The organism is Pseudomonas sp. URMO17WK12:I9, assembly GCF_900230165.1.
GTDB lineage: Bacteria > Pseudomonadota > Gammaproteobacteria > Pseudomonadales > Pseudomonadaceae > Aquipseudomonas > Aquipseudomonas fulva.
In genome coordinates this window covers 168,224-194,302 of the sequence record NZ_OCMQ01000008.1, presented here as the reverse complement: position 1 = coordinate 194,302, position 26,079 = coordinate 168,224, and the positions used below count along the sequence as shown (strand labels likewise).

Below are 26,079 nucleotides of genomic sequence, written 5' to 3'. Positions count from 1 at the left end.
ATGAAAACCATCAATTTCATGGGTGTACGCAATGTCGCCTTCGGCGTCACCGTACTGCTCACCGTGCTGGCCTTGTTCAGCTGGTGGCAAAAGGGCCTGAACTTCGGCCTGGACTTCACTGGCGGCACGCTGATCGAGCTGACCTACGAGCGCCCGGCCGATCTCAAGGCGGTACGGGCCGAGTTGGTCGACTCGGGTTTCCACGAGGCAGTGGTGCAGAGCTTCGGTGCCACCACCGACCTGCTGGTGCGCATGCCGGGTGATGACCCACAGCTGGGCAACAAGGTCGCCGCAGCCTTGCAGAAGGCCGGCGGTGACAACCCAGCCACCGTCAAGCGTGTCGAGTTCGTCGGCCCGCAGGTGGGTGAAGAGCTGCGTGACCAGGGCGGCATGGGCATGCTCCTGGCGCTGGGTGGCATCCTTATCTACCTGGCGTTCCGCTTCCAGTGGAAATTCGCGGTAGGCGCCATCATCTCGCTGATCCACGACGTGATCGTGACACTGGGCATCTTGTCGTTCTTCCAGATCACCTTCGACCTGACGGTGCTGGCGGCGGTGCTGGCCATCATCGGCTACTCGCTCAATGACACCATCGTCGTGTTCGACCGGGTGCGTGAGAACTTCCGGGTCATGCGCAAGGCGTCCTTGATCGAAAACATCAACGTCTCCACCACCCAGACGTTGCTGCGTACCGTGGCGACTTCGGTGTCTACCTTGCTGGCTATTGCCGCCTTGCTGTTCTTCGGCGGTGACAACCTGTTCGGCTTCTCGCTGGCCCTGTTCATCGGCGTGATGGCCGGTACCTACTCGTCGATCTACATCGCCAACGTGGTGCTGATCTGGCTGAACCTGAACAGCGAAGACCTGATTCCGCCGGCAAAGACCGAGGGCGTGGACGACCGTCCGTGACCGACTGACGCTCCGCTTGGCGGACGAGAGGGCGCGAGTGTTGAACTCGCGCCCTTTTTTTTGCTCCAAGGCAAGGAGAAAGCGGGCCAAGTCCCGTATGTACGATCAGGAGGTTCACGTGAATAAATCAATGCTGGTGGGTGCGGTGCTAGGTGCTGTCGGTGTCACTGCCGGAGGTGCTGTGGCGACCTACAGCTTGGTGAACAAAGGGCCTGAGTATGCTCAGGTCACCGACGTGCAGCCGATCAAGCAGCAGGTCAAGACCCCGCGCGAAGTGTGCAAGGACGTGACCGTCACTCGCCAGGCGCCAGTCAAGGACCAGCATCAGATCGCCGGCACTGTGGTCGGCGCGTTGGCCGGTGGCCTGTTGGGCAACCAGATCGGCGGCGGCACCGGCAAGAAGATCGCGACCGTGGCCGGTGCGGTGGGTGGTGGGTATGCTGGCAACAAGGTGCAGGAGGGCATGCAGCAGCGTGACACCTACACCACGACCCAGACCCGCTGCAACACGGTCAACGACATCAGTGAAAAAGTGGTGGGCTATAACGTCAAGTACACCATTGGCGATCAGGTCGGCCAGGTGAAGATGAACCGTGAGCCAGGCTCTACCATCCCAGTGGACAAGAACGGCAAGCTGATTCTCAGCGACGCCGGTCAGTGATGCTGCTGCCGGCGTTGGCCGTGTGCCGACGCCGGTGATGCAGGGCTGGCAGGCATGAAAAAAGCACCCCGAGGGGTGCTTTTGTTTTCCTGCAATCAAATGCTCAACGCTTCATGCTTTCAGGCAGGTGCGGTTGGATGGCAGTCAGTACCGCCTTGAAGCACTTGATGTTGCCGGCGACGATGTGACCTTTGTCGAGGAAGTCATGGCCGCCATTGAAGTCGCTCACCAAGCCGCCTGCTTCCTGAATCAGCAGCACGCCTGCGGCCATGTCCCATTCGGACAGGCCCGACTCCCAGAATGCATCGAAACGGCCTGCGGCCACATAGGCCAGGTCCAGGCTCGCCGCGCCAGCGCGGCGGATGCCGGCGGTCTGGCCTACCAGGCTGCGGAACATGCCCAGGTAATTGTCCAGGTCGGCCATCTGGTTATCACGGAAGGGGAAGCCAGTGCCCAGCAGGGCGCCGTCCAGGCTGGTGCGCGAGCTGACGCGCAGGCGGCGGCCGTTCAATTGAGCGCCACGGCCACGGCTGGCAGTAAACTCTTCCTGGCGAACCGGGTCGACGATCACAGCGTGCTCCAGGCGACCACGGTACTTGCAGGCAATGCTGACGGCAAAGTGAGGAATGCCACGCAGGAAGTTGGTGGTGCCGTCCAGCGGGTCGATGACCCACAGGTAGTCCTTGCCTTCTTCGCCGGAGCCGGCGTGCAGGCCAGTTTCTTCGCCCAGGATGGAGTGGTTCGGGTAGGCCTTGCGCAGGGCATTGACGATGCTCTGCTCGGCAGCGCGATCGACTTCGGAAACGTAGTCCTTGGCCTCTTTCTCATCGACCTTGATGCTATCCAGGCGTTCGATGGAGCGGAAGATCAGTTCACTGGCGCTGCGAGCGGCGCGCAGGGCGATATTCAGCATAGGCTGCATGGGCGGGTCACCTGGAGATGTTAAAGAAGAAAGCCGAACATTCTAACAGAAAATTGTGGCGGCAGAAGGGCGCATTCGCGTGCGTGGCGTTACGCCTGTCGGTTCTGTAAGATTCCAGGCCCTGATTTCCGCCACTGTGAGCACGAGACCTTGCTGCAGAATATTCGTGTCGTTCTGGTCAACACCAGCCACCCCGGCAACATCGGCGGCGCTGCGCGCGCCATGAAGAACATGGGCCTGTCGCGTCTGGTGCTGGTGCAGCCAAAGCAGTTTCCTGCCGACGAGGCCAGCGCGCGCGCCTCGGGCGCGGACGATGTGCTGGGTAACGCCATCGTCGTCGACAGCTTGGAGCAGGCATTGGTCGGCTGCAATCTGGTGATGGGCACCAGTGCCCGTGAGCGCAGCATTCCATGGCCTCTTATCGGCCCACGTGAATGCGGCGACAAGGCCGTGCAGCATGCCGACGGGGGCGAGCAGATCGCCTTGGTGTTCGGGCGCGAGCATGCCGGGCTGACCAATGAAGAGTTGCAGCGATGTCACTTCCACGTGCACATCCCCTCCAATCCCGACTTCAGTTCGCTGAACCTGGCCGCGGCTGTTCAGGTACTGGCCTATGAAGTGCGCATGGCCAGCCTGGCGAACGACCGCTCGCCTGCCCAGGTTGAGAAGGCTGACGCCGACGCCTTGGCCACGATGGACGAGATGGAGCTGTTCTACGACCATCTGGAAAAAACCCTGGTCGACATTGGTTTCCTTGATCCCGAAAAGCCCAAGCACCTGATGCCGCGTCTTCGCAGGCTTTACGGTCGGGTGGCAGTGGAGCGTACGGAAATGAGCATTTTGCGCGGCATTCTTACCGAGACCCAGAAGGTGGTCCGGGGTGAGCCGCATAAACGGAAGGACTGACAGATGCTGGAACGTCTGCGTGAAGATATTCAAAGTGTGTTCCACCGTGATCCAGCGGCGCGCAACGCGTTCGAAGTGCTGACCTGCTACCCCGGGATGCATGCCATATGGCTGCACCGGTTGGGTAATGCCCTGTGGCGGCGGGACTTCAAGTGGCTGGCGCGGCTGGTGTCCAACTTCGGTCGCTGGCTGACCGGTATCGAGATTCACCCGGGCGCCACGATAGGGCGGCGGTTCTTCATCGACCATGGCATGGGCATCGTCATTGGCGAAACCGCCGAGATTGGTGACGACGTGACGCTCTACCAAGGCGTAACCCTGGGCGGTACCAGCTGGAATAAAGGCAAGCGTCACCCAACGCTGGAGGACGGCGTAGTGGTCGGTGCGGGTGCGAAGGTGCTGGGGCCGTTTACCGTAGGGGCCGGGGCCAAGATCGGTTCCAATGCGGTGGTGACCAAGGCGGTGCCAGCCGGCGCCACGGCTGTTGGCATCCCCGGGCGCATCATCGTCAAGGACGAGCAGGGCGATGTCGAGGCGCGGCGCAAGGCCATGGCCGAGAAGATCGGTTTCGATGCCTATGGGGTCAGTGGCGACATGCCCGACCCGGTCGCCCGTGCCATTGGCCAGATGCTTGACCATCTGCAGGCCGTTGATGAGCGCCTGGAAGGCATGTGCGGTGCGCTGACGCGGATGGGCAGTGACTATTGCGCCAAGGAGCTGCCAGCGCTGCCTGAAGATGACTTCACCGAACAGGCGCAGTTGGCCAAGCGCGACATCCAGCCGCGTTGATCCCGCCGTATCAGGCGCGGGTTCTGGCATGGGGGCATGTGCTATCGCCCCCGTGTCTGCTACAATCGCGGCCGCCTCCCCTCATGCAAACCCGACTAAGGCACTAGGTCTAATAGTTGACTTAAATGCTCGGGAATCGCATACTTGCACACATCCCGTAACTCCCGTGGTACCCAATAGCCATGCGACTGACTACCAAAGGCCGATACGCCGTGACTGCCATGCTCGACCTGGCGTTGCACGCGCAGCATGGGCCGGTGTCTTTGGCCGACATCTCCGAGCGCCAGGGCATATCCCTTTCTTATCTGGAACAGCTGTTCGCCAAGCTGCGCCGCAGCAGCCTGGTTTCCAGCGTTCGCGGCCCCGGTGGCGGTTATCAGCTGTCGCGCGGCATGGAGACCATCCAGGTCGCCCAGGTCATCGATGCGGTCAACGAATCGGTCGATGCCACCCGTTGCCAGGGGCTTGGGGACTGCCATGCCGGTGATACCTGCCTGACCCACCACTTGTGGTGCGACCTCAGTCAGCAGATTCACGAGTTCCTCAGTGGCATCAGTCTGGCCGACCTCGTCATGCGCCGTGAGGTGCAGGAAGTCGCTCAGCGTCAGGACCTGCGCCGCGTCGCTGGTCTGTCTGCCCCGCTGGACAAGATTGAGACGTCCGCCGTCGATTGATCCTTCGGGACGACGAGCGACGCCACCGCCTGATAGGAGAGAAAAATGAAGTTGCCGATCTACCTCGATTACTCCGCGACCACCCCGGTCGACCCACGCGTAGCCCAGAAGATGGCCGAATGCCTGACGGCTGACGGTAACTTCGGTAACCCGGCTTCGCGCTCCCACGTCTTTGGCTGGAAAGCCGAAGAAGCGGTCGAGAACGGTCGCCGTCAGGTCGCCGAGCTGATCAATGCCGACCCGCGCGAAATCGTCTGGACCAGCGGTGCCACCGAGTCCGACAACCTGGCCCTGAAGGGTGTTGCGCACTTCTATCAGACCAAGGGCAAGCACATCATCACCTCCAAGATCGAGCACAAGGCGGTCCTCGATACCGCTCGCCAGCTGGAGCGTGAGGGGTTCGAAGTCACCTACCTGGAACCGGGCGAAGACGGCATCGTCACCCCGGCCATGGTCGAGGCGGTCCTGCGTGACGACACCATCCTGGTCTCGCTGATGCACGTGAACAACGAAGTCGGCTCGATCAACGACATTGCCGCCATCGGTGAACTGACCCGTTCGCGCGGCGTGCTGTTCCACGTCGATGCCGCCCAGTCTGCCGGCAAGGTCGAAATCGACCTGCAGCAGCTCAAGGTCGATCTGATGTCGTTCTCCGCGCACAAGGTCTATGGCCCCAAAGGGATCGGCGCGCTGTATGTCAGCCGCAAGCCGCGGGTACGCCTCGAGGCAGCCATGCACGGCGGTGGTCACGAACGCGGCATGCGTTCGGGTACGCTGCCGACGCACCAGATTGTCGGCATGGGCGAAGCATTCGCCATTGCCAAGCAGGACATGGCGGCTGAAAACGCACGCATCAAAGCCTTGAGCGACCGCTTCTTCAAGCAGGTATCCAGCCTCGAAGAACTGTACGTCAACGGTAGCCTGACTGCTCGCGTGCCGCACAACCTGAACCTGAGCTTCAACTACGTCGAGGGCGAATCGCTGCTGATGTCGCTCAAGGACATCGCCGTCTCGTCCGGTTCGGCTTGCACCTCCGCCTCGCTCGAGCCGTCCTACGTGCTGCGTGCACTGGGCCGTAACGACGAGCTGGCGCACAGCTCCATCCGCTTCTCCTTCGGCCGCTTCACCACCGAGGAAGAGGTTGATTACGCCGCGCAGAAAGTCTGCGAGGCCGTGAACAAGCTGCGTGAACTGTCCCCACTTTGGGACATGTACAAAGACGGCGTCGACATCTCCAAGATCGAGTGGGCCGCCCACTAAGCAGTCGCCGGCAAGAGCGGCTCCCTGATGAGGAAGGAATTGCACCATGGCATACAGTGAAAAGGTCATCGACCACTACGAAAACCCGCGCAACGTCGGCAAGATGAATGCCGAGGACCCGGATGTCGGTACCGGCATGGTCGGCGCACCGGCCTGTGGCGACGTGATGCGCCTGCAGATCAAGGTCAACGAGCAGGGCGTGATCGAAGACGCCAAGTTCAAGACCTACGGCTGCGGTTCGGCCATCGCGTCCAGCTCCCTGGCCACCGAGTGGATGAAGGGCAAGACCCTGGACGAAGCCGAGACCATCAAGAACACCCAGCTGGCCGAAGAACTGGCATTGCCGCCGGTCAAGATCCACTGCTCGGTACTCGCCGAAGATGCCATCAAGGCCGCTGTTCGCGATTACAAGCAGAAGAAAGGCTTGATCTAACGTCGCCTGTTGCAAGGTAAGGAGTTCTCATGGCTATCAGCATGACAGAAGCCGCCGCCAATCATGTGCGGCGTTCCCTGGAAGGGCGGGGCAAGGGTGAAGGCATTCGCCTTGGCGTACGCACCACCGGTTGCTCGGGCCTGGCCTACGTGCTGGAGTTCGTCGACGAGCTGGCGGGCGAGGACCAGGTGTTCGAGAACCATGGCGTCAAGGTGATCATCGATCCCAAGAGCCTGGTTTATCTTGACGGCACCGAGCTGGACTTCGTCAAGGAAGGGTTGAACGAAGGGTTCAAGTTCAACAACCCCAACGTGCGCGGTGAGTGTGGCTGCGGCGAAAGCTTCAACGTCTGAGGCCGACCGTGGGTACTCCTTGTCATTTTGCACTGTTCGACCTGCAGCCGAGTTTTCGACTGGACCTTGAGATGCTGGCCACTCGCTATCGCGAGCTGGCCCGCGAAGTCCATCCTGATCGTTTTGCCGATGCCTCCGAGCGCGAGCAACGCTCTGCGCTGGAGAAATCCGCTGCCCTCAACGACGCCTACCAGACGCTGCGCAGTGCACCACGCCGTGCGCGCTACCTGTTGGCGATCGGTGGCCACGAAGTGCCGCAGGAGGTCACGGTCCATGACCCGGATTTCCTCCTGCAGCAGATGCAGTGGCGTGAGGAGCTCGAAGACCTCCAGGACGAAGCCGACCTCGATGGCGTGGCCGTGTTCAAGAAGCGCCTGAAGGCTGCTCAAGACACGCTCAACGAGGATTTCGCCGCCTGCTGGGATGTTGCCGATGCGCGTGAGCAGGCCGAACGCCTGATGCGCCGAATGCAATTCCTCGACAAGCTCGCCCAAGAAGTGCGCCAACTGGAAGAGCGCCTCGACGATTAACCCGGTGCTACCCGTGATGGCACCTAAGGTATTCAGATAAGCATGGCCCTATTGCAGATTGCCGAACCCGGTCAAACGCCCCAGCCCCATGAGCGCCGCCTGGCGGTAGGGATCGACCTGGGCACCACCAATTCCCTGGTCGCTGCATTGCGCAGCGGCGTGAGCGAGCCCCTGCCCGATGCGCAAGGTAATGTGATTCTGCCTTCGGCGGTGCGTTACCTCGAAGCTGGCGGCAGCGAAGTCGGGCAGGCAGCGCGTGACGCTGCCTCCAGCGATCCGCTGAACACCGTGCTGTCGGTCAAGCGCCTGATGGGTCGCGGCCTGGCCGACGTCAAGCAGTTGGGCCAGCAATTGCCCTACCGCTTCGTCGGTGGCGAATCGCACATGCCTTTCATCGATACGGTGCAAGGGCCCAAGAGCCCGGTGCAGGTCTCGGCGGACATCCTCAAGGTGCTGCGTGAGCGCGCCGAGGCGACATTGGGCGGTGAACTGGTCGGTGCGGTGATCACCGTTCCGGCCTATTTCGATGACGCCCAGCGCCAGGCCACAAAAGATGCTGCACGCCTGGCTGGCCTGAACGTCCTGCGTCTGCTCAACGAGCCTACGGCCGCCGCCGTGGCCTATGGCCTTGACCAGAACGCCGAGGGCGTAGTCGCCATCTACGACCTGGGTGGCGGTACCTTCGACATTTCCATCCTGCGCCTGACAGCGGGCGTGTTCGAAGTGCTGGCCACCGGCGGCGATACCGCCCTGGGTGGCGATGACTTCGATCACGCCATTGCAGGCTGGATCATCGAGCAGGCTGGCTTGTCCTCCGACCTCGACCCGGCTACCCAGCGCGCGCTGTTACAGACGGCTTGCGCCGCCAAGGAAGCGTTGACCGATGCCGAGGTGGTGGGCGTCACGCATGGTGCCTGGCAGGGTGAGCTCACCCGTGCCGGTTTCGATGCGATGATCGAGCCGCTGGTGGCCCGCAGCCTCAAGGCCTGCCGCCGTGCCGTACGTGACAGTGGCGTCGAGCTCGATGAAGTCAGCGCCGTGGTCATGGTCGGCGGTTCCACGCGCGTGCCCCGTGTTCGCGATGCCGTCGGTACCCTGTTCGGTCGTAGCCCGCTGACTTCCATCGACCCCGATCAGGTCGTGGCCATCGGCGCCGCCATTCAGGCCGATACCCTGGCCGGCAACCGTCGCGAAGGCGGCGAGCTGTTGCTGCTTGATGTGATCCCGCTGTCACTGGGCCTGGAGACCATGGGCGGGCTCATGGAGAAAGTGATCCCGCGCAATACCACCATCCCGGTGGCGCGCGCCCAGGAGTTCACGACTTATAAAGACGGCCAGTCGGCCATGATGATCCATGTGCTGCAGGGCGAGCGCGAACTGATCAGCGACTGCCGGTCACTGGCGCGCTTCGAACTGCGCGGCATTCCGGCCATGGTGGCAGGGGCAGCGAAAATTCGCGTCACCTTCCAGGTCGATGCCGACGGGCTGCTCAGCGTCGCCGCCCGGGAACTCGCATCAGGCGTGGAAGCCAGCATTCAGGTCAAGCCGTCCTACGGCCTGACCGATGGCGAAATCGCGCGCATGCTCAAGGACTCCTTCGAGCATGCTGGTACCGACAAGCAGGCCCGTCAGTTGCGTGAGCACCAAGTGGACGCCGAACGGCTGCTCGAAGCGGTACAGGGCGCCCTGGACGCCGACGGTCAGCGCTTGCTCAGTGAAGAAGAGCGCCAGGCCATTGAATTCCAGATGCAAGAACTACGTGATTTGCTGGCGGGCACCGATGGCGCTGCCATCGAGCAACAGACCAAGCGTCTGTCGCACGTGACCGACGCATTTGCCGCCCGACGCCTTGATTCGACGGTCAAAGCCGCACTGGCCGGGCGCAACCTGAATGAGATCGAGGAGTAATCGATGCCGCTGGTGACATTCCTGCCGCATGAGAAGTTCTGCCCGGAGGGGCTGACCGTGGAGGTGCCTGCCGGCACCAATATCCTGGAGCTGGCCCACGATCATCACATCGAGATGGAGAGCGCCTGCGGCGGTGTGAAGGCCTGCACCACATGCCACTGCATCGTGCGCAAGGGCTTCGATTCCCTTGAGGAAGCCGACGAGCTCGAAGAAGACATGCTGGACAAGGCGTGGGGCCTGGAAGCGCAGTCGCGTCTGGGTTGCCAGGTGGTGGTGGCCGATCAGGACCTCACCATCGAGATCCCCAAGTATTCGCTCAACCACGCTGCCGAAGCGCCGCACTGAGGTCCTGGACATGAGTCTGAAATGGATTGATGTACTTGATATCGCCATCGAGCTTGCAGAAAGCAAGCCGGACGTCGATCCTCGGTATGTGAATTTCGTCGATCTGCACCGCTGGGTGGTGGCATTGCCTGGCTTCAGTGACGATCCTTCGCGCGCCGGCGAGAAGGTGCTCGAGGCCATCCAGGCGGCCTGGATCGACGAAGCCGACTGAACACGCACCGCAGGTTAGGCAATCCCCTGGAACCCGCGTATAATTCGCGGGTTTAATTTTTCGTAACACTCATATTCTGGAGTTTTCCATGGCTGTTCAACGTACTTTCTCCATCATCAAGCCTGACGCTGTTGCCAAGAACGTCATCGGCAAGATCACCACTCGCTTCGAAGAAGCCGGCCTGAAAATCGTTGCCTCGAAAATCAAGCAACTGTCCAAGGCCGAGGCCGAAGGCTTCTACGCCGAGCACAGCGAGCGCGGCTTCTTCGGTGACCTGGTTGCCTTCATGACTTCCGGTCCGGTTGTCGTTCAGGTCCTGGAAGGCGAGAACGCCATTGCCAAGAACCGTGAGCTGATGGGCGCTACCAACCCTAAAGAAGCCGCTGCCGGCACCATCCGCGCCGACTTCGCCGAGTCCATCGACGCCAACGCCGTTCACGGTTCGGACTCCGAAGCTGCTGCTGCTCGCGAAATCGCTTACTTCTTCGCTGCTACCGAGGTAACCACTCGCTAAGCGAAAGCTTACGGGTGAGGGTGAATCCATGACGACATCGACTGACAAAATCAACCTGCTGGGTCTGACCCTGCAGGAAATGGAACAATTCTTCGATTCCATCGGAGAGAAGCGCTTCCGCGCCGGTCAGGTGATGAAATGGATTCACCACTTTGGCGTCGATGATTTCGCCGCCATGACGAACGTCGGCAAGGTCTTGCGTGAAAAGCTCGAGGCCGTTGCCGAAATTCGTCCACCGGAAGTGGTCAGCGAAGACATTTCCGCAGACGGCACCCGCAAGTGGGTGATCCGCGTTGCCTCCGGCAGCTGCGTCGAAACCGTCTATATTCCCACCGACGATCGCGGCACCCTGTGCGTGTCGTCGCAAGCCGGTTGTGCCCTGGACTGCAGCTTCTGCTCCACCGGCAAACAAGGCTTCAACAGCAACCTCACCGCCGCCGAAGTGATCGGCCAGGTGTGGCTTGCGAACAAATCCTTCGGGACCGTGCCTGCCAAAATCGACCGCGCCATCACCAACGTGGTCATGATGGGCATGGGCGAACCCCTGCTCAATTTCGACAATGTCATCGCCGCCATGAAGATCATGATGGAAGATCTGGGCTATGGCATCTCCAAGCGTCGCGTCACCCTGTCCACCTCGGGCGTCGTGCCGATGATCGACGAGTTGGCCAAGCACATCGATGTGTCGCTGGCTTTGTCATTGCATGCACCCAATGACGAGTTGCGCAACAAACTGGTACCGATCAACAAGAAGTACCCGCTCAAGATGCTGCTCGACGCATGCATGGGCTACATGGCGACCCTGGGCGGCAAGCGGGTGCTCACCATCGAGTACACCCTGCTCAAGGACGTCAACGACCAGCCCGAGCATGCGGCGCAGATGATCGAGCTGCTGCGCGACGTGCCGTGCAAGATCAACCTGATTCCATTCAATCCGTTCCCGCACTCCGGCTACGAGCGCCCCAGCAACAACGCCATTCGTCGTTTCCAAGACCTGCTGCACCACGGTGGCTACAACGTGACGACGCGCACCACCCGTGGTGATGACATCGATGCGGCTTGCGGCCAGCTGGTGGGGCAGGTCAATGACCGCACCCGGCGCAGCGAACGTTACATCGCCGTCCGGCAGCTGTCGGCAGACGCCGAGCGCCCGGACAGCCCGGCCGCCCACTGACCGGAACTGGCCTATGAACGTGCGCGCTGCGCTGCCGATCATTGCGCTTTCGCTGCTCGCCGGCTGCATGTCAGGCGCAGGCAGCGATGCGCAGGTGGCTGAGCAGCGCAGGGTCGAGGCCGGGCGGGCGTATGTGCAGCTGGGGCTCGGCTACCTGCAACAGGGGATGCTGGGCCAGGCCAAGACGCCCTTGTCAAAGGCGCTGGCGCTGGATGGCGACGATGCCGACGCCCATGCCGCCTTGGCATTGGTCTACCAGGCCGAAGGCGAGCCTGTATTGGCCGAGCGCCATTTCAAGCAAGCGCTTGGGGCGGGTGCCAGCACCACGCGAATTCGCAACAATTACGGCAGTTTCCTTTATGCTCAAGGGCGGTTTGCCGAAGCGCAGCAGATGTTTCGCCTTGCCAGCGCCGATACCCTGTATCCTGAGCGATCACGGGTTTATGAAAACCTTGGCCTGACAGCCTTGAGGCTCGGCCAGCGCGATCAGGCGCACGCCCATTTGCAAAAAGCATTGCAGCTTAACCAGCGACAGCCACAAGCGTTGCTGGAAATGGCTGAGTTGTCCTACGAAAACAGGCATTATGTGCCGGCCCGGGATTACTACGATCGTTTCAGCCGGTTGAGTGGCCACGATGCCCGGAGCCTGCTGCTGGGTAGCCGCCTTGCCAAGGTGTTCGACGAGCAAGGGACGGTGGCCGAGTTGGGGCAGCAATTACAACGACTTTATCCCGGTACGCCGGAATATCAGCAATACCTGTCGGAGCAACGATGAACGCCGCGCATCCCGAAGTAGCTGTAGCGCCTGGCCAGAACCCTGGTGAGCTGTTGCGCCTGGCCCGTGAGAAACGGGACTGGTCCCAAGCCGAGGTGGCCCGCAAGCTCAATCTTACTGTCAGCTCGCTCAACCATGTGGAAACCGGCGCCTTCGACAAGCTGCCCGGGCATACCTTCGCCCGTGGCTACATCCGCGCCTACGCCAAGTTGATGGAGCTGGACCAGGCTGCCCTGGTCGAAGCCTTCGATCGCTACACCGGCACCCACGCCAAGGGCAGCGACGTACATTCGCTGGGGCGTATCGAAGAGCCTTCCCGGTTGTCCCACAATATTCTGCGCGGGGTCAGCCTGTTGCTGCTGCTGGCGGTCGTGGGTGGCGGTTTCGTCTGGTGGCAGGACCAGGGCAGTCTGCGCGGCAAAGACCTCTCCAGCATCGCCCTTGAGCACGTCGAGGTCGAAAGCGCCGACGGCACCACCCAGATTCACCCGCTTGACGAACCCGAAGACCAGGCCGTCTCTGCCGCCCAGCAACCTGAGAGCGCCCCCCTGCCGTTGGCCCAGGGTACCGACGAGCAGCAGGCTGCAAGTACCGGGCAGGCAGCGGCGACCGACACGCCTGCAGCCGGCTCTGCTCCGGTAACGGGCACTGCGACGCCGCAGCCGGCGCCGGCCAACGCTACCCCTCTTGCCAGCGCGCCGGCGGCAGCCGCCCCTGCAACCAGTGCAGCCGCCGCCGAGCCCGCCGCCGTGCCAGCAGGCAGCGGCAAGGTCGCGATTGAGTTCGTCGCCGATTGCTGGACCCAGGTTTCCGATGGCAACGGCAAGGTGCTGTTCAGCGGCATCAAGCGCAAGGGGGACAACCTCGAGCTGACTGGCAAGCCTCCGTTTGCGGTACGTCTGGGCTTTGCCCGTGGCGCCAAGGTCAGCTACAACGGCCAGGCCGTCGACGTTGCCCCGTTCACCAGTGGCGAAACCGCTCGCCTGAAGTTGGGACAGTAATTCATGCACGGCCAATCCCCGATCAAACGTCGCGAATCCCGCAAGATATGGGTCGGCAATGTGCCGGTGGGCGGTGATGCGCCCATTGCAGTGCAGAGCATGACCAACACCGATACCAATGATGTCGCCGCCACGGTGGGGCAGATCCAGCGTCTGGTCGATGCCGGTGTGGACATCGTTCGCGTGTCGGTACCTGACATGGACGCCGCCGAAGCCTTCGGCCGCATCAAGCAGCAGGTCAGCGTGCCGCTGGTCGCCGACATTCACTTCGACTACAAGATTGCCCTGCGCGTGGCCGAGTTGGGTGTGGACTGCCTGCGCATCAACCCTGGCAATATCGGCCGTGAAGACCGGGTCAGGGCTGTCGTTGACGCCGCTCGCGACCGTGGTATTCCAATCCGTATCGGCGTCAACGCAGGCTCACTGGAAAAGGACCTGCAGAAAAAGTACGGCGAGCCTACGCCCGCAGCGCTGGTCGAATCGGCGCTGCGCCATGTGGAACACCTCGATCGTCTCGACTTCCAGGATTTCAAGGTCAGCGTCAAGGCGTCGGACGTGTTCATGGCCGTCGAGGCCTATCGCCTGCTGGCACGGCAGATCGTGCAACCCCTGCACCTGGGAATCACCGAAGCCGGTGGCCTGCGCTCGGGCACGGTGAAATCTGCCGTTGGCCTAGGTATGCTGCTGGCCGAAGGCATTGGCGATACCATCCGCATTTCGCTGGCGGCAGACCCGGTGGAGGAGGTCAAGGTAGGCTATGACATCCTCAAGTCCCTGCACTTGCGTTCCCGAGGTATCAACTTCATCGCCTGCCCGAGCTGCTCGCGGCAGAATTTCGATGTGGTAAAAACCATGAACGAGCTCGAAGGGCGCCTCGAGGACCTGCTGGTGCCGCTGGACGTGGCCGTCATCGGCTGTGTGGTCAATGGCCCGGGGGAGGCCAAGGAAGCGCATGTCGGCCTGACCGGTGGTACGCCCAACCTGGTCTACATCGACGGTAAACCGGCGCAGAAACTGACCAACGACAACCTGGTCGATGATCTCGAAAGGCTCATCCGTCAGAAAGCGGCCGAGAAGGTCGAAGCCGACGCGGCGCTGATCGCCCGTGGCTGATACACAGAATTCGTAAGGATCATTCGTGAGCAAATCGCTGCAAGCCATCCGTGGCATGAACGACATCCTGCCCGAGCAGTCGCCATTGTGGCGCTATTTCGAGGGTACCGCTGCCGGCCTGCTGGACACCTACGGGTACAGCCAGATCCGCACGCCCATCGTGGAGTTCACCGAGCTGTTCAAGCGCTCGATCGGTGAAGTGACCGATATCGTCGAAAAGGAAATGTACACCTTCGAAGACCGCAACGGTGACTCGCTCACACTGCGTCCGGAAGGGACTGCGGCCTGTGTTCGCGCGGTGCTGGAGCATGGCATCACCGGCAATGGCCAGGTGCAGAAGCTGTGGTACATCGGGCAGATGTTCCGCCACGAGCGTCCCCAGAAGGGCCGCTACCGGCAGTTCCACCAGATCGGTGTGGAGGTGTTCAACCTCGATGGCCCGGACATCGATGCCGAGTTGATCATGCTGACCTGGCGCCTGTGGGGCTTGCTGGGCATTCAGGATGCGGTCAAGCTCGAACTCAACAGCCTTGGCACCAGCCAAGCGCGCGCCCGCTACCGCGACGCGTTGGTGGAGTTCCTGTCCGCGCGCCTGGAGCAACTGGACGAGGACAGCCAGCGCCGCCTCAAGAGCAATCCGCTGCGCATCCTCGACAGCAAGGACACCAACACCCAGGCGGTGCTGGTCGATGCGCCGAAGCTCGAAGATTACCTGGACGAAGAATCCCGTGCGCACTTCGCAGGCCTGAAGGCCCGCCTGGACGCTGCCGGCATTCCATTCGTGCTCAACACCAAGCTGGTGCGGGGGCTGGACTACTACAGCAAGACCGTCTTCGAGTGGGTCACCGACAAGCTTGGTGCCCAGGGTACGGTGTGTGCCGGCGGCCGCTACGATGGGCTGGTGGAGCAAATGGGCGGCAAGCCTACACCTGGCGTTGGCTTTGCCATGGGTATCGAGCGCCTGATTCTGCTGCTTGAAACCCTTGGCAAGGTACCGGACTCCATCAGCCGTCAGGTCGATGTCTACCTCTGCGCTTTTGGTGAGCAGGCCGAGTTGGCGGGCCTGCGGCTGTCCGAAGCGGTGCGTGACCGCCTGCCGGGCCTGCGTCTGGCCGTGAATGCGGGCGGGGGCAGTTTCAAAAGCCAGTTCAAGAAAGCCGACAAGAGCGGCGCGCTGTTCGCCTTGATTCTTGGCGATGATGAGTTGGCCAAACAGGAAGTCGGCTTCAAACCCCTGCGTGGTCAGGGCGAACAACAGAACATTGCCTGGGATGCCCTTGCAGGGCACCTGGAAACCGCGATCGCGCAGGCGTAACGCGGTTCAACGAGCGAATAGGCGAAAAGGAGTATTGGGGTGTCGAGTACCGATGATGATGACCTGGCAGGGGTCAAGGACTGGTGGAACCGTAACGGCAAGCCGCTGCTGACCGGTGCGTTGCTCGCCGGCGTGGTAGTGCTGGGCTGGAACACCTGGCACAAGTACCAGAACAACCAGTCGCAAGGTGCCTCGCAGTTGTATCAGGCGCTACTGGAAACCAGCCTCACGCCTACGGGTCAGCCGGACGCCACCCGGGTTGCGGAACTGGCCGGCAAGCTCAAGAGCGAGTTCGGCGGCACTGCCTATGCCCAGTACGGCAGCCTGTTCGTGGCCAAGGTAGCGGTCGAGAGCGGCAAGCTCGACGATGCCGCTGGCGAACTCAAGGCTGTGCTGGACAAGCCGGCAGACGCCACCCTTGGCGAGATCGCACGCCAGCGTCTGGCCCGTGTGCTGGCCGCCCAGAACAAGGCCGAGGATGCCCTCAAGTTGCTTGACGGGGATGCCGAGAAAGCCTTCCTCGCCAGTCGCGAGGAGTTGAAAGGGGACCTGCTGGTACAGCTGGGCCGCGCTGATGACGCGCACGGTGCTTACGAAAAGGCCAAGGCTGCGTTGTCCGACGAGGCGGCAGTGGGTGGCTTGCAGTTGAAGCTCGATGATCTGGCCAGAGGGGACGCGTAAGTGATCGGTTGGAAACAAGCAGCAGTGCTGACCTTGGCGGTATTGGCCGCAGGGTGCAGCAGCAACAGCAAGAAGGAATTGCCTCCTGCCGAACTGACCAAGTTCACCGAGGAAGTGGTGCTCAAGAAGCAGTGGAGCCGCTCCATCGGTGACGGTCAGGGTGAAACCTACAACACCCTCGTGCCGGCCATCGAGAACGACCGGATCTATGCCTCCGACGTCACCGGCGATGTCTATGCCCTGGACCGCATCACGGGCAACGTGGTGTGGAACAAGGACCTTGACCTGCCGGTTTCTGGCGCGGTCGGCGTAGGCTACGGTCTGGTGATGCTCGGCACCCTCAAGGGTGAAGTGATTGCCCTGGATTCGAGCACCGGCGAGGAGCGCTGGCGCGCCCGGGTGACCAGCGAAGTGCTGGCGCCCCCGGCCAACAACGGTGATGTGGTAGTGGTGCAGACCCAGGATGATCGCCTGATCGGCCTGGATGCTGCTACCGGTGATCGTCGCTGGATTTATGAAAGCACCCCGGCGGTACTGACCCTGCGCGGCACCGGCGCGCCGATCGTGACCAACCGCCTGGCGGTTGCTGGCCTGTCCACCGGTAAGGTCGTGGCAGTCGACATCAGCAATGGCGTACCTGTATGGGAAAGCCGTGTGGCGATCCCCCAGGGCCGTTCCGAGCTTGAGCGTGTCGTCGACATCGACGGCGGCTTGCTGCTCTCGGGTGGTACCCTGTACGTCAGCACCTACCAGGGGCGCGTTGCGGGCCTGGATCTGGAAAGTGGCCGCGTGCTCTGGCAGCGTGATGCTTCCAGCTACGTCGGGGTCGCCCAGGGCTTTGGCAACGTTTACGTGAGCGAAGCCTCGGGTACCGTGGAAAGCGTCGATGAGCGTTCCTCCAGCGCCCTGTGGTCCAACGATGCCATGGCCCGCCGCCAGCTGACCGCCCCCGAGGTGTACAGCAGCTACGTGGCAGTAGGCGACTTCGAAGGCTACCTGCACCTGCTCAGCCAAGTCGACGGTCGCTTCGTTGGCCGTGAGCGTGTCGACAGCAGTGGCCTGCGTGCACGGCCATTGGTGGTGGGTGACACCATCTATGTCTTCGGCAACAGCGGCAAGCTCGAGGCACTGACCATCCGCTGAAGCTATGCTTGAAGCCGTGCGGCTTCAGGCTGCGGCGTAGGATACGCCGCCCGAACTCCGGCCGCTGCCTTGCAGCGGCCTTTGTATTTTCAAGAATTCAAGAGTGGAGAGCCGAATGGTTCCCGTAATCGCCCTGGTGGGCCGTCCGAACGTCGGCAAATCCACCATGTTCAACCGCCTGACCAAGACTCGCGATGCCATCGTGGGTGACCTGTCGGGCCTGACCCGTGATCGCCAGTATGGTGATGCCAGCTGGCAGGGTCGCTCCTTCATCCTCATCGACACCGGTGGCATCACCGGTGATGAAGTGGGCATGGACGAAAAAATGGCCGAGCAGTCGCTCATGGCCATCGAAGAAGCCGACTATGTGCTGTTCCTGGTCGATGCCCGAGCGGGCATGACAGCGGCAGACCAGATGATTGCCGAGCACCTGCGCAAGCGCAACAAGGCGGCGATTCTGGTCGCCAACAAGATCGACAACATCGACGCTGACGTCGCTCGCGCTGAGTTCTCGCCAATGGGCATGGGCAATGCCATTCCGGTGGCAGGCTCCCAGGGTCGAGGCATCAACGCGTTGATGGAGGCCGTACTCGGTCACTTGCCGCGCGATGCCGAAGAAGAAGCCCTGGACCAGGATGTCGCCGAAGGCGAAGAGGCCGTTCGCATCCCTGGCCCAAGCGAAAAGGATGGCATCAAGATTGCCATCATTGGTCGCCCCAACGTCGGCAAGTCGACCCTGGTCAACCGCATGCTCGGTGAAGAGCGTGTGGTGGTCTACGACGAGCCGGGTACGACGCGCGACAGTATCTACATTCCCTTTGAGCGTGATGGTGACAAGTACACCTTCATCGACACCGCCGGTGTGCGCAAGCGCGGCAAGATCCACGAGGAAGTCGAAAAGTTCTCGGTCGTGAAGACGCTGCAGGCGATCAAGGACGCCAACGTGGTGATCTTCGTCATGGATGCTCGCGAAGGGGTGGTCGATCACGACCTGAACTTGCTGGGCTTTGCTCTGGAAGCTGGCCGCGCCATCGTCATCGCCCTGAACAAGTGGGATGGCATGGAGCCGGGTGAGCGTGCCTATGTGAAGACCGAGCTGGAGCGCCGGCTGTTCTTCGTCGATTTCGCCGATATCCACTTCATTTCCGCCCTGCACGGCACGGGCGTGGGCAACCTGTACAAATCGGTGCAGGCCGCGTTCACCTCAGCTGTGACCCGCTGGCCAACCAGCCGCCTGACGCAGATCCTCGAAGACGCCGTCAGCGAGCACCAGCCGCCGCTGGTCAATGGCCGTCGCATCAAGCTGCGTTATGCGCACCTGGGCGGGGCCAACCCGCCGCTGATCGTGATCCACGGCAACCAAACCGACAGCATTCCCAAGTCGTACTCGCGTTACCTGGAAAACACTTACCGTCGCGTGCTCAAGCTGGTCGGCACGCCGATTCGCATCGAGTACAAAGGCGGTGAAAACCCCTACGAGGGCAAGAAGAACACCCTCACAGACCGCCAGGTCAACAAGAAACGTCGCTTGATGTCGCACCACAAGAAAGCCGAGAAGAAACGCCGCGATAAGCGATAGGCGCCTGCCGAACCCGTTACAGTGTCTGTACAGGTCCTCGCCCGCCGTGCTGCGCATTTCTAGCGCCGCACCTGTGTTCCTGTTTCCTCGCGAGTGCGGCCATGCAGCCAAGCTCGGGAGGAAACATTGATCTATGCCGCTCTCCACATTGCACCGGTAGTTTGTGTGCGTGTGGTGCACAAGACTCTCAGTCCGTGCTCCCCGCGCGGGGGCGTTGGCTATTCACGTACGTGTGAATGATGTGTTAGATCAATGGAGGGAACGTCATGAACGATATTTACTTAAAAAAAACCAAAGGCAAGCTCTATCTGCTTGAGGACGGCGAGCGTTATGCAATCATCGTCAATCATTTGAATGAACTGCAGGTAGCAGGATCGCTGGATACGCCCGAGTGCTTCGACATCGGAATGCTCGCCCACCCATCGCTCGAGGGGGGTGTGGCTTTTGAGTTTCGAACGTCAGCAGGCAAGCAGGTCACTGGACGTGGTGGGCGCGTGCTTCATGCGTCGGGCGAAGAGCTGGGCACACCCGGTCCTGCTCTGCAAATCAGTCACCTGGCTGGAAACGTTGACGGCGAGCCCAATGTTAACCAGGTTCAATTGCAAACCCTCGATGCCCGCTACGTCTCAGCCCACGATCGTGTGCTCGTGGGCTACAAAGAAGTCCCCGTAGGCTGGACTTGGTTCGGCCTCACGCCCAATGCTACGAAGAAGGTACCCGTTTGGGAGAGCCAGCCAAGCGACAGGTTGCGCTACCATACCAAAGACGTGGCGCCCGCAGCGACCTTCATACTGGAGTTCGTCGCTCCAGCAGAAGGTTGACCTAGCCCCGACAGTAATCGTCGAGAAAGCCTGTGACGTGCGACTCACGCCTTGACTGGCTTCTTCCCGACGAAACGATCCGCTATGCTCGTGCTTTCTTTCCGTGCCGGCTGCACCAGGAGCAAGGGCGCCATGATCCCCAGCAAATTGCCGAACGTCGGCACGACCATCTTCACCACCATGTCAGAGCTCGCCGCCCAGACCGGTGCGCTGAACCTTTCGCAGGGCTTCCCGGATTTCAACGGGCCCCAAGCCCTGCTCGAGTCGGTGGGCCGGCATGTCATGGCAGGCCACAATCAATACGCGCCCATGTCGGGCCTTGCAGCCTTACGCCAGCAGGTGACCATCAAGGTCAAGCGGCTCTACGGTGTCACGGTGGACCCCGACCATGAAGTGACGATTACGCCCGGCGCGACGGAGGCGATCTTCTGCGCTATCCAGGCTGTCGTGCAGCCAGGGGACGAGGTCATCATCTTCGACCCCTGCTACGACAGCTACGCGCCCTCGGTGGCGCTGGCCGGTGGCCGGTGCGTGCATCTGCAACTGGACCCTGGCGATTTTTCCATCGATTGGCAGCAGCTCGCGGACGCCCTTACGCCACGCACACGTCTGGTCGTGCTCAACTCGCCCCATAACCCCAGCGGTGCCTTGCTTTCCAGCAAGGATCTGGATCAGCTGGCCCAGCTGATCGCCGATCGAGACATCTACGTACTCAGCGATGAAGTCTACGAACACCTGGTCTACGACGACGTGAAGCATGCGTGCGTACTGGCTCACGAGCAGCTCTACAGACGTGCGTTCGTGGTCAGCTCCTTTGGCAAGACGTACCACGTCACCGGTTGGAAGACGGGCTATGTCATCGCACCGCCGGCCCTCACCGGCGAGCTGCGCAAGGTGCATCAATACGTCAACTTTTGTGGCGTGACCCCGTTGCAGTACGCCCTGGCTGACTTCATGGCCGAGCATCCGGAACATGTCGATGCGTTACCGGCTTTCTATCAAGCCAAGCGCGACCTGTGTTGCGGCTTGTTGCAGGATTCGCGATTCAGCTTCACCCCCACAGCCGGCACTTACTTTCAGTTGGTTGACTATTCGAACATCCGACCGGACCTCGATGACGTGCAGATGGCGACGTGGTTGACCCGCGAGCATGGCGTGGCCACCATCCCGATCTCGGTGTTCTACCAGCAACCTGTTCCCGGTCAGCGACTGCTGCGCCTGTGCTTTGCCAAACGAGAGGAGACGCTGCGTCAGGCGGCGGAGAAACTATGCGCGATCTGAGTACGCTGCCTGACCTCAGGCTGGCCCTGGTGCAGACCACACTTGCCTGGCATGACCGGGAAGCCAACTTCGCCCATTTCGATGTGCTGCTCGAGCAGGTGGGCGAGGTGGACCTGGTGATCTTGCCGGAAATGTTTACCACCGGGTTTTCCATGCAGTCCAAGAGCCTCGCCGAGCCGGAGAATGGCCCGACGTACAAATGGCTCAAGGCTCAGGCGAAAAAGTGCAATGCCGTGGTCACGGGCAGCGTGATCATTCAGGCGGCCGATGGCAGTCACCGTAACCGCCTGCTCTGGGCAAGGCCAGATGGCGAGATCCTGCACTACGACAAGCGTCATCTGTTCCGCATGGCTGGTGAGCACGAGCACTACACGCCGGGCGAGCGTCAGGTGCAGTTCGAGCTCAAGGGATGGCGTATTCGCCCGCTCATCTGCTACGACCTGCGCTTCCCAGTCTGGAGCCGGGATGCCACGGACACCGACCTGCTGTTGTACACGGCCAACTGGCCGGCAGCACGTCGCCTGCACTGGAACCGTCTGCTTCCGGCGCGAGGGATCGAAAACCTGTGCTATGTCGCGGCTGTGAACCGGGTGGGCACTGACGGCAAGAGTTTCGCGTACAGCGGTGATAGCCAGGTACTGGATTTTCAGGGCGAGAGCTTGCTCAGCGCTGGAGAGGCAGATGGCGTGTTCACTGTGGTATTGAGTGCCTCGGATCTCGCTGCCTATAGAGCCAAGTTCCCGGCCAACTTGGACGCCGATACCTTCGAGCTGCACTGATTGCGGCGAGGTTCCGGAAGATCAATGCCAGAAAGCCGCCTGGCTGCCGGTCAGTACACATCCCGCCGGTAGCGCCCCTCTTCGATCAGCCGTTGCACCGCAGCGTCCCCAAGCAGGCCTGCGAGTGCCGCATCGACACCCGCGGCCATGCCCTGCAGGCTGCCGCAGACGTATACGCAGGCACCTTCATCCATCCAGCGTTTGAACAATACCGCCTGCTGCAACAACACATCCTGCACGTAGATTTTTTCAGCCTGGTCGCGAGAGAACGCCAGGTCCAGCCGTGCCAGATCGCCAGCGGCGAGCAACCCTTGCAGCTCTTGGCCACACAGAAAATCATGAGCACGGTTGCGTTCGCCGTACAGCAACCAGTTACGCCGCTCGCCCGCGGCGACGCGAGCCCGTAGCAGACTGCGCAGGCCGGCCAGGCCCGTGCCGTTGCCGATCAGAATGATCGGCACGTTACCCTGGGGCGCATGGAAGCCGCTGTTGCGCCTTAGCCTCAGGCTCAGCGTGCCGTCGAGCGGCAGGTACTTCGTCAGCCAACCAGAGCCTACGCCCAGCTCGCCGCTTTGATGGCGCTCCTGGCGCACGATCAGCTCCAGCACGCCATCACTGGCAATTGACGCGATGGAATAGTCGCGGCTGCCGAGGGGCACCAGTGCGTCCATCACCGCCTGGGCATGCAGCCCGACCAGATGCTCACCGACGGCAGGTAACTGACGGCCGGCAAGTGCTTGGGCAAGCGTTTCTACCACCCCTTCGACCTGCACCTGCGTGTCCGCCTCCAGCCCCAGGCTTTTGATGAAGGCATCGACCCTCGGCCGACCGTTGAGCGGCAGAATCTCCACCAGGTCGCCAGCTTCCCACACGGCAGGCGCCTGTGCTTGCAGACCGAGCAGGTAGACCGGATGGCCCTGGCTGCCAGGGTTGAGCAGTTCACGGCGTATCAGCGACCAGTTGGCAAAACGGGGAGCTTGCCAAGCGGATACCGGCGCGGTGCCGGTCAGAAGCGCCAGCGCCTGATGCCACTGCTGAAGGGCTGCCTGATCGACGTTGTCCACCTCTATGGGGCTGAACGCACAGCGAGCACCCCGGTCGGTCAACCACGCCTGAAGCCTGCGGGCGAATCCGCAGAACTGTGGGTATTGACGATCACCCAGCGCCAGCAGGGCATAGCTGAGCGTCTGCAAGGACAAAGGCTGACCCAGCACGTTGCGCTCAAAGCCTCGCGCGCTGTCAGGGGCGTCTGCATCCCCGAAGGTGCTGACGACGAACAGCGCACGGCGCGCCTGACGCAGATCGTCTTCACACAACGTACCCAATGCCCTGACCTGCACCGGCAAACCCGCCGCTTGCAGTTGCCCGGCGCTGTGCCAGGCCAGTTGCTCGGCCGTACCACTCTGGCTGGCGTAGCCGATCAACCAGCTCTCGCTGTTGACCTCATCGCAGGTCACGTGGCGGCGGGCAGCCCGAACCTGACGTTTCTTGCGTCGTCGATCCAGGTAGAGCAGCCAGCCCGTGACGAAGAAGATTGGCATGGCCAGGCTGGCCAAGGTCAGAACGATGCGTCCAACCAGGCCAAAGTATTCGCCGACATGCAGCGCGTACACGCTCTGGAGCAATTGGGCCTTGAGTGACTTGTCACTGTAGCGTTCGTGACGGCTAACCTTGCCATTGGCAGGGTCCAGGACCAAGGTGTCGAATGCCCTGGGGTGGTCGGCGTCATCGAGCAGGTAGAACACGTTGGCAGGTTGACCGCCAACTGGGGGCAGGCGCAGGTTGTAGCTGGCAAGGCCTGGACCCGCGGCGTTGCGCAGGCTGGCCCAGAGGGCGTCGTAGTCGACGTTCAGCGCCGGTGCGTTTGGGTCGATGGGCGCAGCCCCGTGGCGCCGGGCTTTTTGCGCCTGTGGCTGCCCAGCGACCGGCGGATCGGCCAGTAGCCGGTTCAGGCCTTCGCGGTACCATTCGTAGGACCAGAACAGGCCCGTCAGGGCAAATAGCAGGTAGAAGAGCAGGCACCAAGTGCCTGCCACGGCGTGCAGGTCCCAGTTGAACGCGCGGCCTTTCTTGGCCCAATCCAGCGTCAGCCAGGTTCGCCAGTTCGTGGCATTGCGCGGCCAACGCAGGTACAGGCCCGACAGGCAGAAGAACACCAACAGCAGCGTCGAGGCACCGGTGATCTGCCTGCCCGTGTCGCCCATGGCCAGAAAGCGGTGAAGCGTGAGCATGAGGGTGAAGAAGCCTTGCCCCGACACCTCGCCCAGCAACTGGCCCGTATACGGATCTGCGTAGCGCACCGGGCCGCGCCGCTCGCCCGGTGCTGGTGTGAAGAAGATCCTGGCAGCTTCGCCTTCACGGACGTCGACCCACAGCATGGCGACCTTGTCGTGTTGCTGGGCCTCGACCCGCCGCACCAGTTCAGCAGGCGGCAGCACGCCCTCAGGGCGTACCTCCACGCGCAGCACATCGGCATTGAACGCGCCCAGCAGTTCGTCCTGAAACGAATAGAGCGCCCCGGTGATACCCATCACTGCAAGAACCAGCCCGGCCGTGATGCCGAATAACCAATGCAGCTGGAACAGCGTCTTCTTCAACACCTTCGATCACCTTGTATCGCCGCCGCACCCTGCGTCGCGCTGGCGGATGTTAATGGAAGCTCCAGCACGCGGCAATTGAGATTCGTTCACATTCATAAGGTGAGTGGCGGGAGGTGCAGCGCCGGTGACCAACGTGCGGTCGGCTTTATTGCGCAGACATGAAAACGGGGCCTTTGGGCCCCGTCATGGATTACAGGTAGAAGGCTTTGAGCGGCGGGAACCCATTGAACTCCACCGCGCTGTAGCTGGTGGTGTAGGCACCGGTCGACAGCCAGTACAGGCGATCGCCAATGGCCAGGTTCAGCGGCAGACCATACTTGTAGTGCTCGTACATGATGTCGGCGCTGTCACAGGTAGGCCCGGCGATGACCACTTCCTCGGTTTCGCCCTTTTTCTCGGTCCAGATCGGGAACTTGATGGACTCGTCCATGGTTTCGATCAGGCCCGAGAACTTGCCGACGTCGGTGTAGATCCAGCGCTCGACGGCCGTGCGCGACTTGCGTGCCACCAACACCACTTCGCTAACCAGGATGCCGGCGTTGGCAATCAGCGAACGGCCCGGCTCCAGGATGATTTCCGGCAAGTCGTCACCGAAGTCTTCCTTGAGGAAGCGAATGATCTCTTCGGCATAGGTTTCCAAGCTGTTGGTGCGGGTAATGTAGTTGGCCGGGAAGCCGCCGCCCATGTTGATCAGCTTCAGTTCGATGCCGTCTTCTTCCTTGAGCCGTTCGAAGATCACCTTCACCTTGGCGATGGCGGCGTCCCACACGCTGATGTCGCGCTGTTGCGAGCCCACGTGGAAGGAGATGCCATAGGGCACCAGGCCCAGGTCGCGGGCGAGGATCAACAGGTCCATGGCCATGTCGGTCTGGCAACCGAACTTGCGCGACAGCGGCCAGTCAGCGGTGGTGGAGCCTTCGGTCAGGATACGCACGTACACTTTCGAGCCTGGAGCGGCCTTGGCGATGTTGCGCAGGTCTGCCTCGGAGTCGGTGGCGTACAGGCGCACGCCCTTCTCGTAGAAGTAGCGAATGTCCTTGGATTTCTTGATGGTGTTGCCGTAGCTGATGCGGTCGGCGCTGACACCCTGGTTCATCACTTTGTCCAGCTCGTAGATGGAGGCGATGTCGAAGTTCGAGCCCTTGTCCTTGAGCAGGTCGATGATCTCGACGGCTGGGTTGGCCTTGACGGCGTAGTACACCTTGGCGAATTCGAACCCGGCGCGCAGGTCGTCATAAGCCTTGCTGATCATCTGGGTATCGATGAGTACGAACGGCGTTTCCTGTTTGTCGGCAAACGCCTTCATTTTCTGGAAGGTGTCGCGTGCGAAATAGTCTTCGACCTGGATCGACATGCTCAGGGACTCCATGGGCAAACTGAAAATTTAAGTGGCTGCAAACTG

27 protein-coding genes are annotated in these 26,079 nt (G+C 61.6%); 24 read left to right on the top strand and 3 right to left on the bottom strand.

The features are described 5' to 3' along the window. Positions 1 to 909 carry a protein translocase subunit SecF gene (gene secF / locus CRP40_RS16795; protein WP_027913682.1) on the top strand — a complete coding sequence of 303 codons (909 nt, stop codon included), beginning with the start codon at positions 1 to 3 and terminating at the stop codon, positions 907 to 909. A 118-nt stretch (positions 910 to 1,027) separates the two neighbouring features. Continuing rightward, the gene (locus CRP40_RS16790; RefSeq protein ID WP_027913683.1) at positions 1,028 to 1,570 is read left to right on the top strand and encodes a glycine zipper 2TM domain-containing protein; all 543 of its coding nucleotides are present in this window, start codon (positions 1,028 to 1,030) and stop codon (positions 1,568 to 1,570) included. 103 nt (positions 1,571 to 1,673) lie between these two features. On the opposite strand, the gene suhB is transcribed toward CRP40_RS16790, so the two are convergent. Then, positions 1,674 to 2,492: an inositol-phosphate phosphatase gene (gene suhB / locus CRP40_RS16785; RefSeq protein WP_023533392.1), complete on the bottom strand. Its 819-nt coding sequence runs from the start codon at positions 2,490 to 2,492 to the stop codon at positions 1,674 to 1,676. 150 nt (positions 2,493 to 2,642) lie between these two features. Here suhB and trmJ point away from each other — a divergent pair, with 150 nt between their 5' ends. The 22 genes from trmJ (at position 2,643) to CRP40_RS16675 (ending at position 22,077) form a co-directional block, all read left to right on the top strand. Then, positions 2,643 to 3,398 (top strand): tRNA (cytosine(32)/uridine(32)-2'-O)-methyltransferase TrmJ, encoded by a 756-nt coding sequence (gene trmJ, locus CRP40_RS16780; protein ID WP_027913684.1) that lies wholly within the window; start codon positions 2,643 to 2,645, stop codon positions 3,396 to 3,398. A gap of 3 nt (positions 3,399 to 3,401) precedes the next feature. Continuing rightward, positions 3,402 to 4,187 (top strand): serine O-acetyltransferase, encoded by a 786-nt coding sequence (gene cysE, locus CRP40_RS16775; protein WP_027913685.1) that lies wholly within the window; start codon positions 3,402 to 3,404, stop codon positions 4,185 to 4,187. Positions 4,188 to 4,369: 182 nt separating this feature from the next. Continuing rightward, complete coding sequence (gene iscR / locus CRP40_RS16770) at positions 4,370 to 4,861, top strand: Fe-S cluster assembly transcriptional regulator IscR (protein ID WP_023533322.1); 492 nt, start codon at positions 4,370 to 4,372, stop codon at positions 4,859 to 4,861. A 45-nt stretch (positions 4,862 to 4,906) separates the two neighbouring features. Further along, positions 4,907 to 6,121: an IscS subfamily cysteine desulfurase gene (locus CRP40_RS16765; protein ID WP_027913686.1), complete on the top strand. Its 1,215-nt coding sequence runs from the start codon at positions 4,907 to 4,909 to the stop codon at positions 6,119 to 6,121. 46 nt (positions 6,122 to 6,167) lie between these two features. Further along, the gene (gene iscU, locus CRP40_RS16760) at positions 6,168 to 6,554 is read left to right on the top strand and encodes a Fe-S cluster assembly scaffold IscU (RefSeq protein ID WP_003248539.1); all 387 of its coding nucleotides are present in this window, start codon (positions 6,168 to 6,170) and stop codon (positions 6,552 to 6,554) included. Positions 6,555 to 6,583: 29 nt separating this feature from the next. Next, complete coding sequence (gene iscA / locus CRP40_RS16755) at positions 6,584 to 6,907, top strand: iron-sulfur cluster assembly protein IscA (RefSeq protein ID WP_023533425.1); 324 nt, start codon at positions 6,584 to 6,586, stop codon at positions 6,905 to 6,907. A gap of 8 nt (positions 6,908 to 6,915) precedes the next feature. Further along, the gene (hscB, locus tag CRP40_RS16750; RefSeq protein ID WP_027913687.1) at positions 6,916 to 7,437 is read left to right on the top strand and encodes a co-chaperone HscB; all 522 of its coding nucleotides are present in this window, start codon (positions 6,916 to 6,918) and stop codon (positions 7,435 to 7,437) included. Between the two features lie 42 nt (positions 7,438 to 7,479). Continuing rightward, positions 7,480 to 9,345, top strand: a complete 1,866-nt coding sequence (hscA, locus tag CRP40_RS16745; RefSeq protein WP_027913688.1) for a Fe-S protein assembly chaperone HscA — start codon at positions 7,480 to 7,482, stop codon at positions 9,343 to 9,345. Between the two features lie 3 nt (positions 9,346 to 9,348). After that, complete coding sequence (gene fdx / locus CRP40_RS16740) at positions 9,349 to 9,690, top strand: ISC system 2Fe-2S type ferredoxin (RefSeq protein ID WP_027913689.1); 342 nt, start codon at positions 9,349 to 9,351, stop codon at positions 9,688 to 9,690. Positions 9,691 to 9,700: 10 nt separating this feature from the next. Continuing rightward, the gene (gene iscX, locus CRP40_RS16735) at positions 9,701 to 9,901 is read left to right on the top strand and encodes a Fe-S cluster assembly protein IscX (RefSeq protein ID WP_023533289.1); all 201 of its coding nucleotides are present in this window, start codon (positions 9,701 to 9,703) and stop codon (positions 9,899 to 9,901) included. Between the two features lie 88 nt (positions 9,902 to 9,989). After that, complete coding sequence (gene ndk / locus CRP40_RS16730) at positions 9,990 to 10,415, top strand: nucleoside-diphosphate kinase (RefSeq protein WP_023533373.1); 426 nt, start codon at positions 9,990 to 9,992, stop codon at positions 10,413 to 10,415. A 28-nt stretch (positions 10,416 to 10,443) separates the two neighbouring features. Next, positions 10,444 to 11,589 carry a 23S rRNA (adenine(2503)-C(2))-methyltransferase RlmN gene (gene rlmN / locus CRP40_RS16725; protein ID WP_027913690.1) on the top strand — a complete coding sequence of 382 codons (1,146 nt, stop codon included), beginning with the start codon at positions 10,444 to 10,446 and terminating at the stop codon, positions 11,587 to 11,589. Positions 11,590 to 11,602: 13 nt separating this feature from the next. Then, a complete protein-coding gene (gene pilW / locus CRP40_RS16720) occupies positions 11,603 to 12,364 on the top strand; it encodes a type IV pilus biogenesis/stability protein PilW (protein WP_027913691.1) in 762 nt (253 codons plus the stop codon). After that, on the top strand, positions 12,361 to 13,365 hold the full coding sequence (locus CRP40_RS16715) for a RodZ family helix-turn-helix domain-containing protein (RefSeq protein WP_027913692.1): 1,005 nt from the start codon (positions 12,361 to 12,363) through the stop codon (positions 13,363 to 13,365). The genes pilW and CRP40_RS16715 overlap by 4 nt, the downstream gene beginning before the upstream one ends. A 3-nt stretch (positions 13,366 to 13,368) precedes the next feature. Then, entirely contained in the window at positions 13,369 to 14,478 is a 1,110-nt protein-coding gene (gene ispG, locus CRP40_RS16710) for a flavodoxin-dependent (E)-4-hydroxy-3-methylbut-2-enyl-diphosphate synthase (RefSeq protein ID WP_023533296.1), read from the top strand. Between the two features lie 25 nt (positions 14,479 to 14,503). Beyond that, positions 14,504 to 15,793 (top strand): histidine--tRNA ligase, encoded by a 1,290-nt coding sequence (gene hisS / locus CRP40_RS16705; protein WP_027913693.1) that lies wholly within the window; start codon positions 14,504 to 14,506, stop codon positions 15,791 to 15,793. A gap of 39 nt (positions 15,794 to 15,832) precedes the next feature. After that, complete coding sequence (locus CRP40_RS16700) at positions 15,833 to 16,474, top strand: tetratricopeptide repeat protein (RefSeq protein WP_027913694.1); 642 nt, start codon at positions 15,833 to 15,835, stop codon at positions 16,472 to 16,474. Next, complete coding sequence (gene bamB / locus CRP40_RS16695; RefSeq protein ID WP_027913695.1) at positions 16,475 to 17,617, top strand: outer membrane protein assembly factor BamB; 1,143 nt, start codon at positions 16,475 to 16,477, stop codon at positions 17,615 to 17,617. A 115-nt stretch (positions 17,618 to 17,732) separates the two neighbouring features. Then, positions 17,733 to 19,196 carry a ribosome biogenesis GTPase Der gene (gene der, locus CRP40_RS16690; protein WP_023533412.1) on the top strand — a complete coding sequence of 488 codons (1,464 nt, stop codon included), beginning with the start codon at positions 17,733 to 17,735 and terminating at the stop codon, positions 19,194 to 19,196. 266 nt (positions 19,197 to 19,462) lie between these two features. Further along, entirely contained in the window at positions 19,463 to 20,017 is a 555-nt protein-coding gene (locus CRP40_RS16685; RefSeq protein ID WP_027913696.1) for a hypothetical protein, read from the top strand. Positions 20,018 to 20,149: 132 nt separating this feature from the next. After that, a complete protein-coding gene (locus CRP40_RS16680) occupies positions 20,150 to 21,298 on the top strand; it encodes a pyridoxal phosphate-dependent aminotransferase (RefSeq protein WP_027913697.1) in 1,149 nt (382 codons plus the stop codon). Then, positions 21,286 to 22,077, top strand: coding sequence for an amidohydrolase (locus tag CRP40_RS16675; protein ID WP_027913698.1), 792 nt, complete (start codon positions 21,286 to 21,288; stop codon positions 22,075 to 22,077). The genes CRP40_RS16680 and CRP40_RS16675 overlap by 13 nt, the downstream gene beginning before the upstream one ends. A gap of 50 nt (positions 22,078 to 22,127) precedes the next feature. Here CRP40_RS16675 and CRP40_RS16670 read toward each other — a convergent pair whose 3' ends face one another. Continuing rightward, entirely contained in the window at positions 22,128 to 24,677 is a 2,550-nt protein-coding gene (locus CRP40_RS16670) for a sulfite reductase flavoprotein subunit alpha (RefSeq protein WP_027913699.1), read from the bottom strand. Between the two features lie 190 nt (positions 24,678 to 24,867). Further along, positions 24,868 to 26,031, bottom strand: coding sequence for a type III PLP-dependent enzyme (locus tag CRP40_RS16665; protein WP_023533340.1), 1,164 nt, complete (start codon positions 26,029 to 26,031; stop codon positions 24,868 to 24,870). Between the last annotated feature and the right edge of the window lie 48 nt (positions 26,032 to 26,079).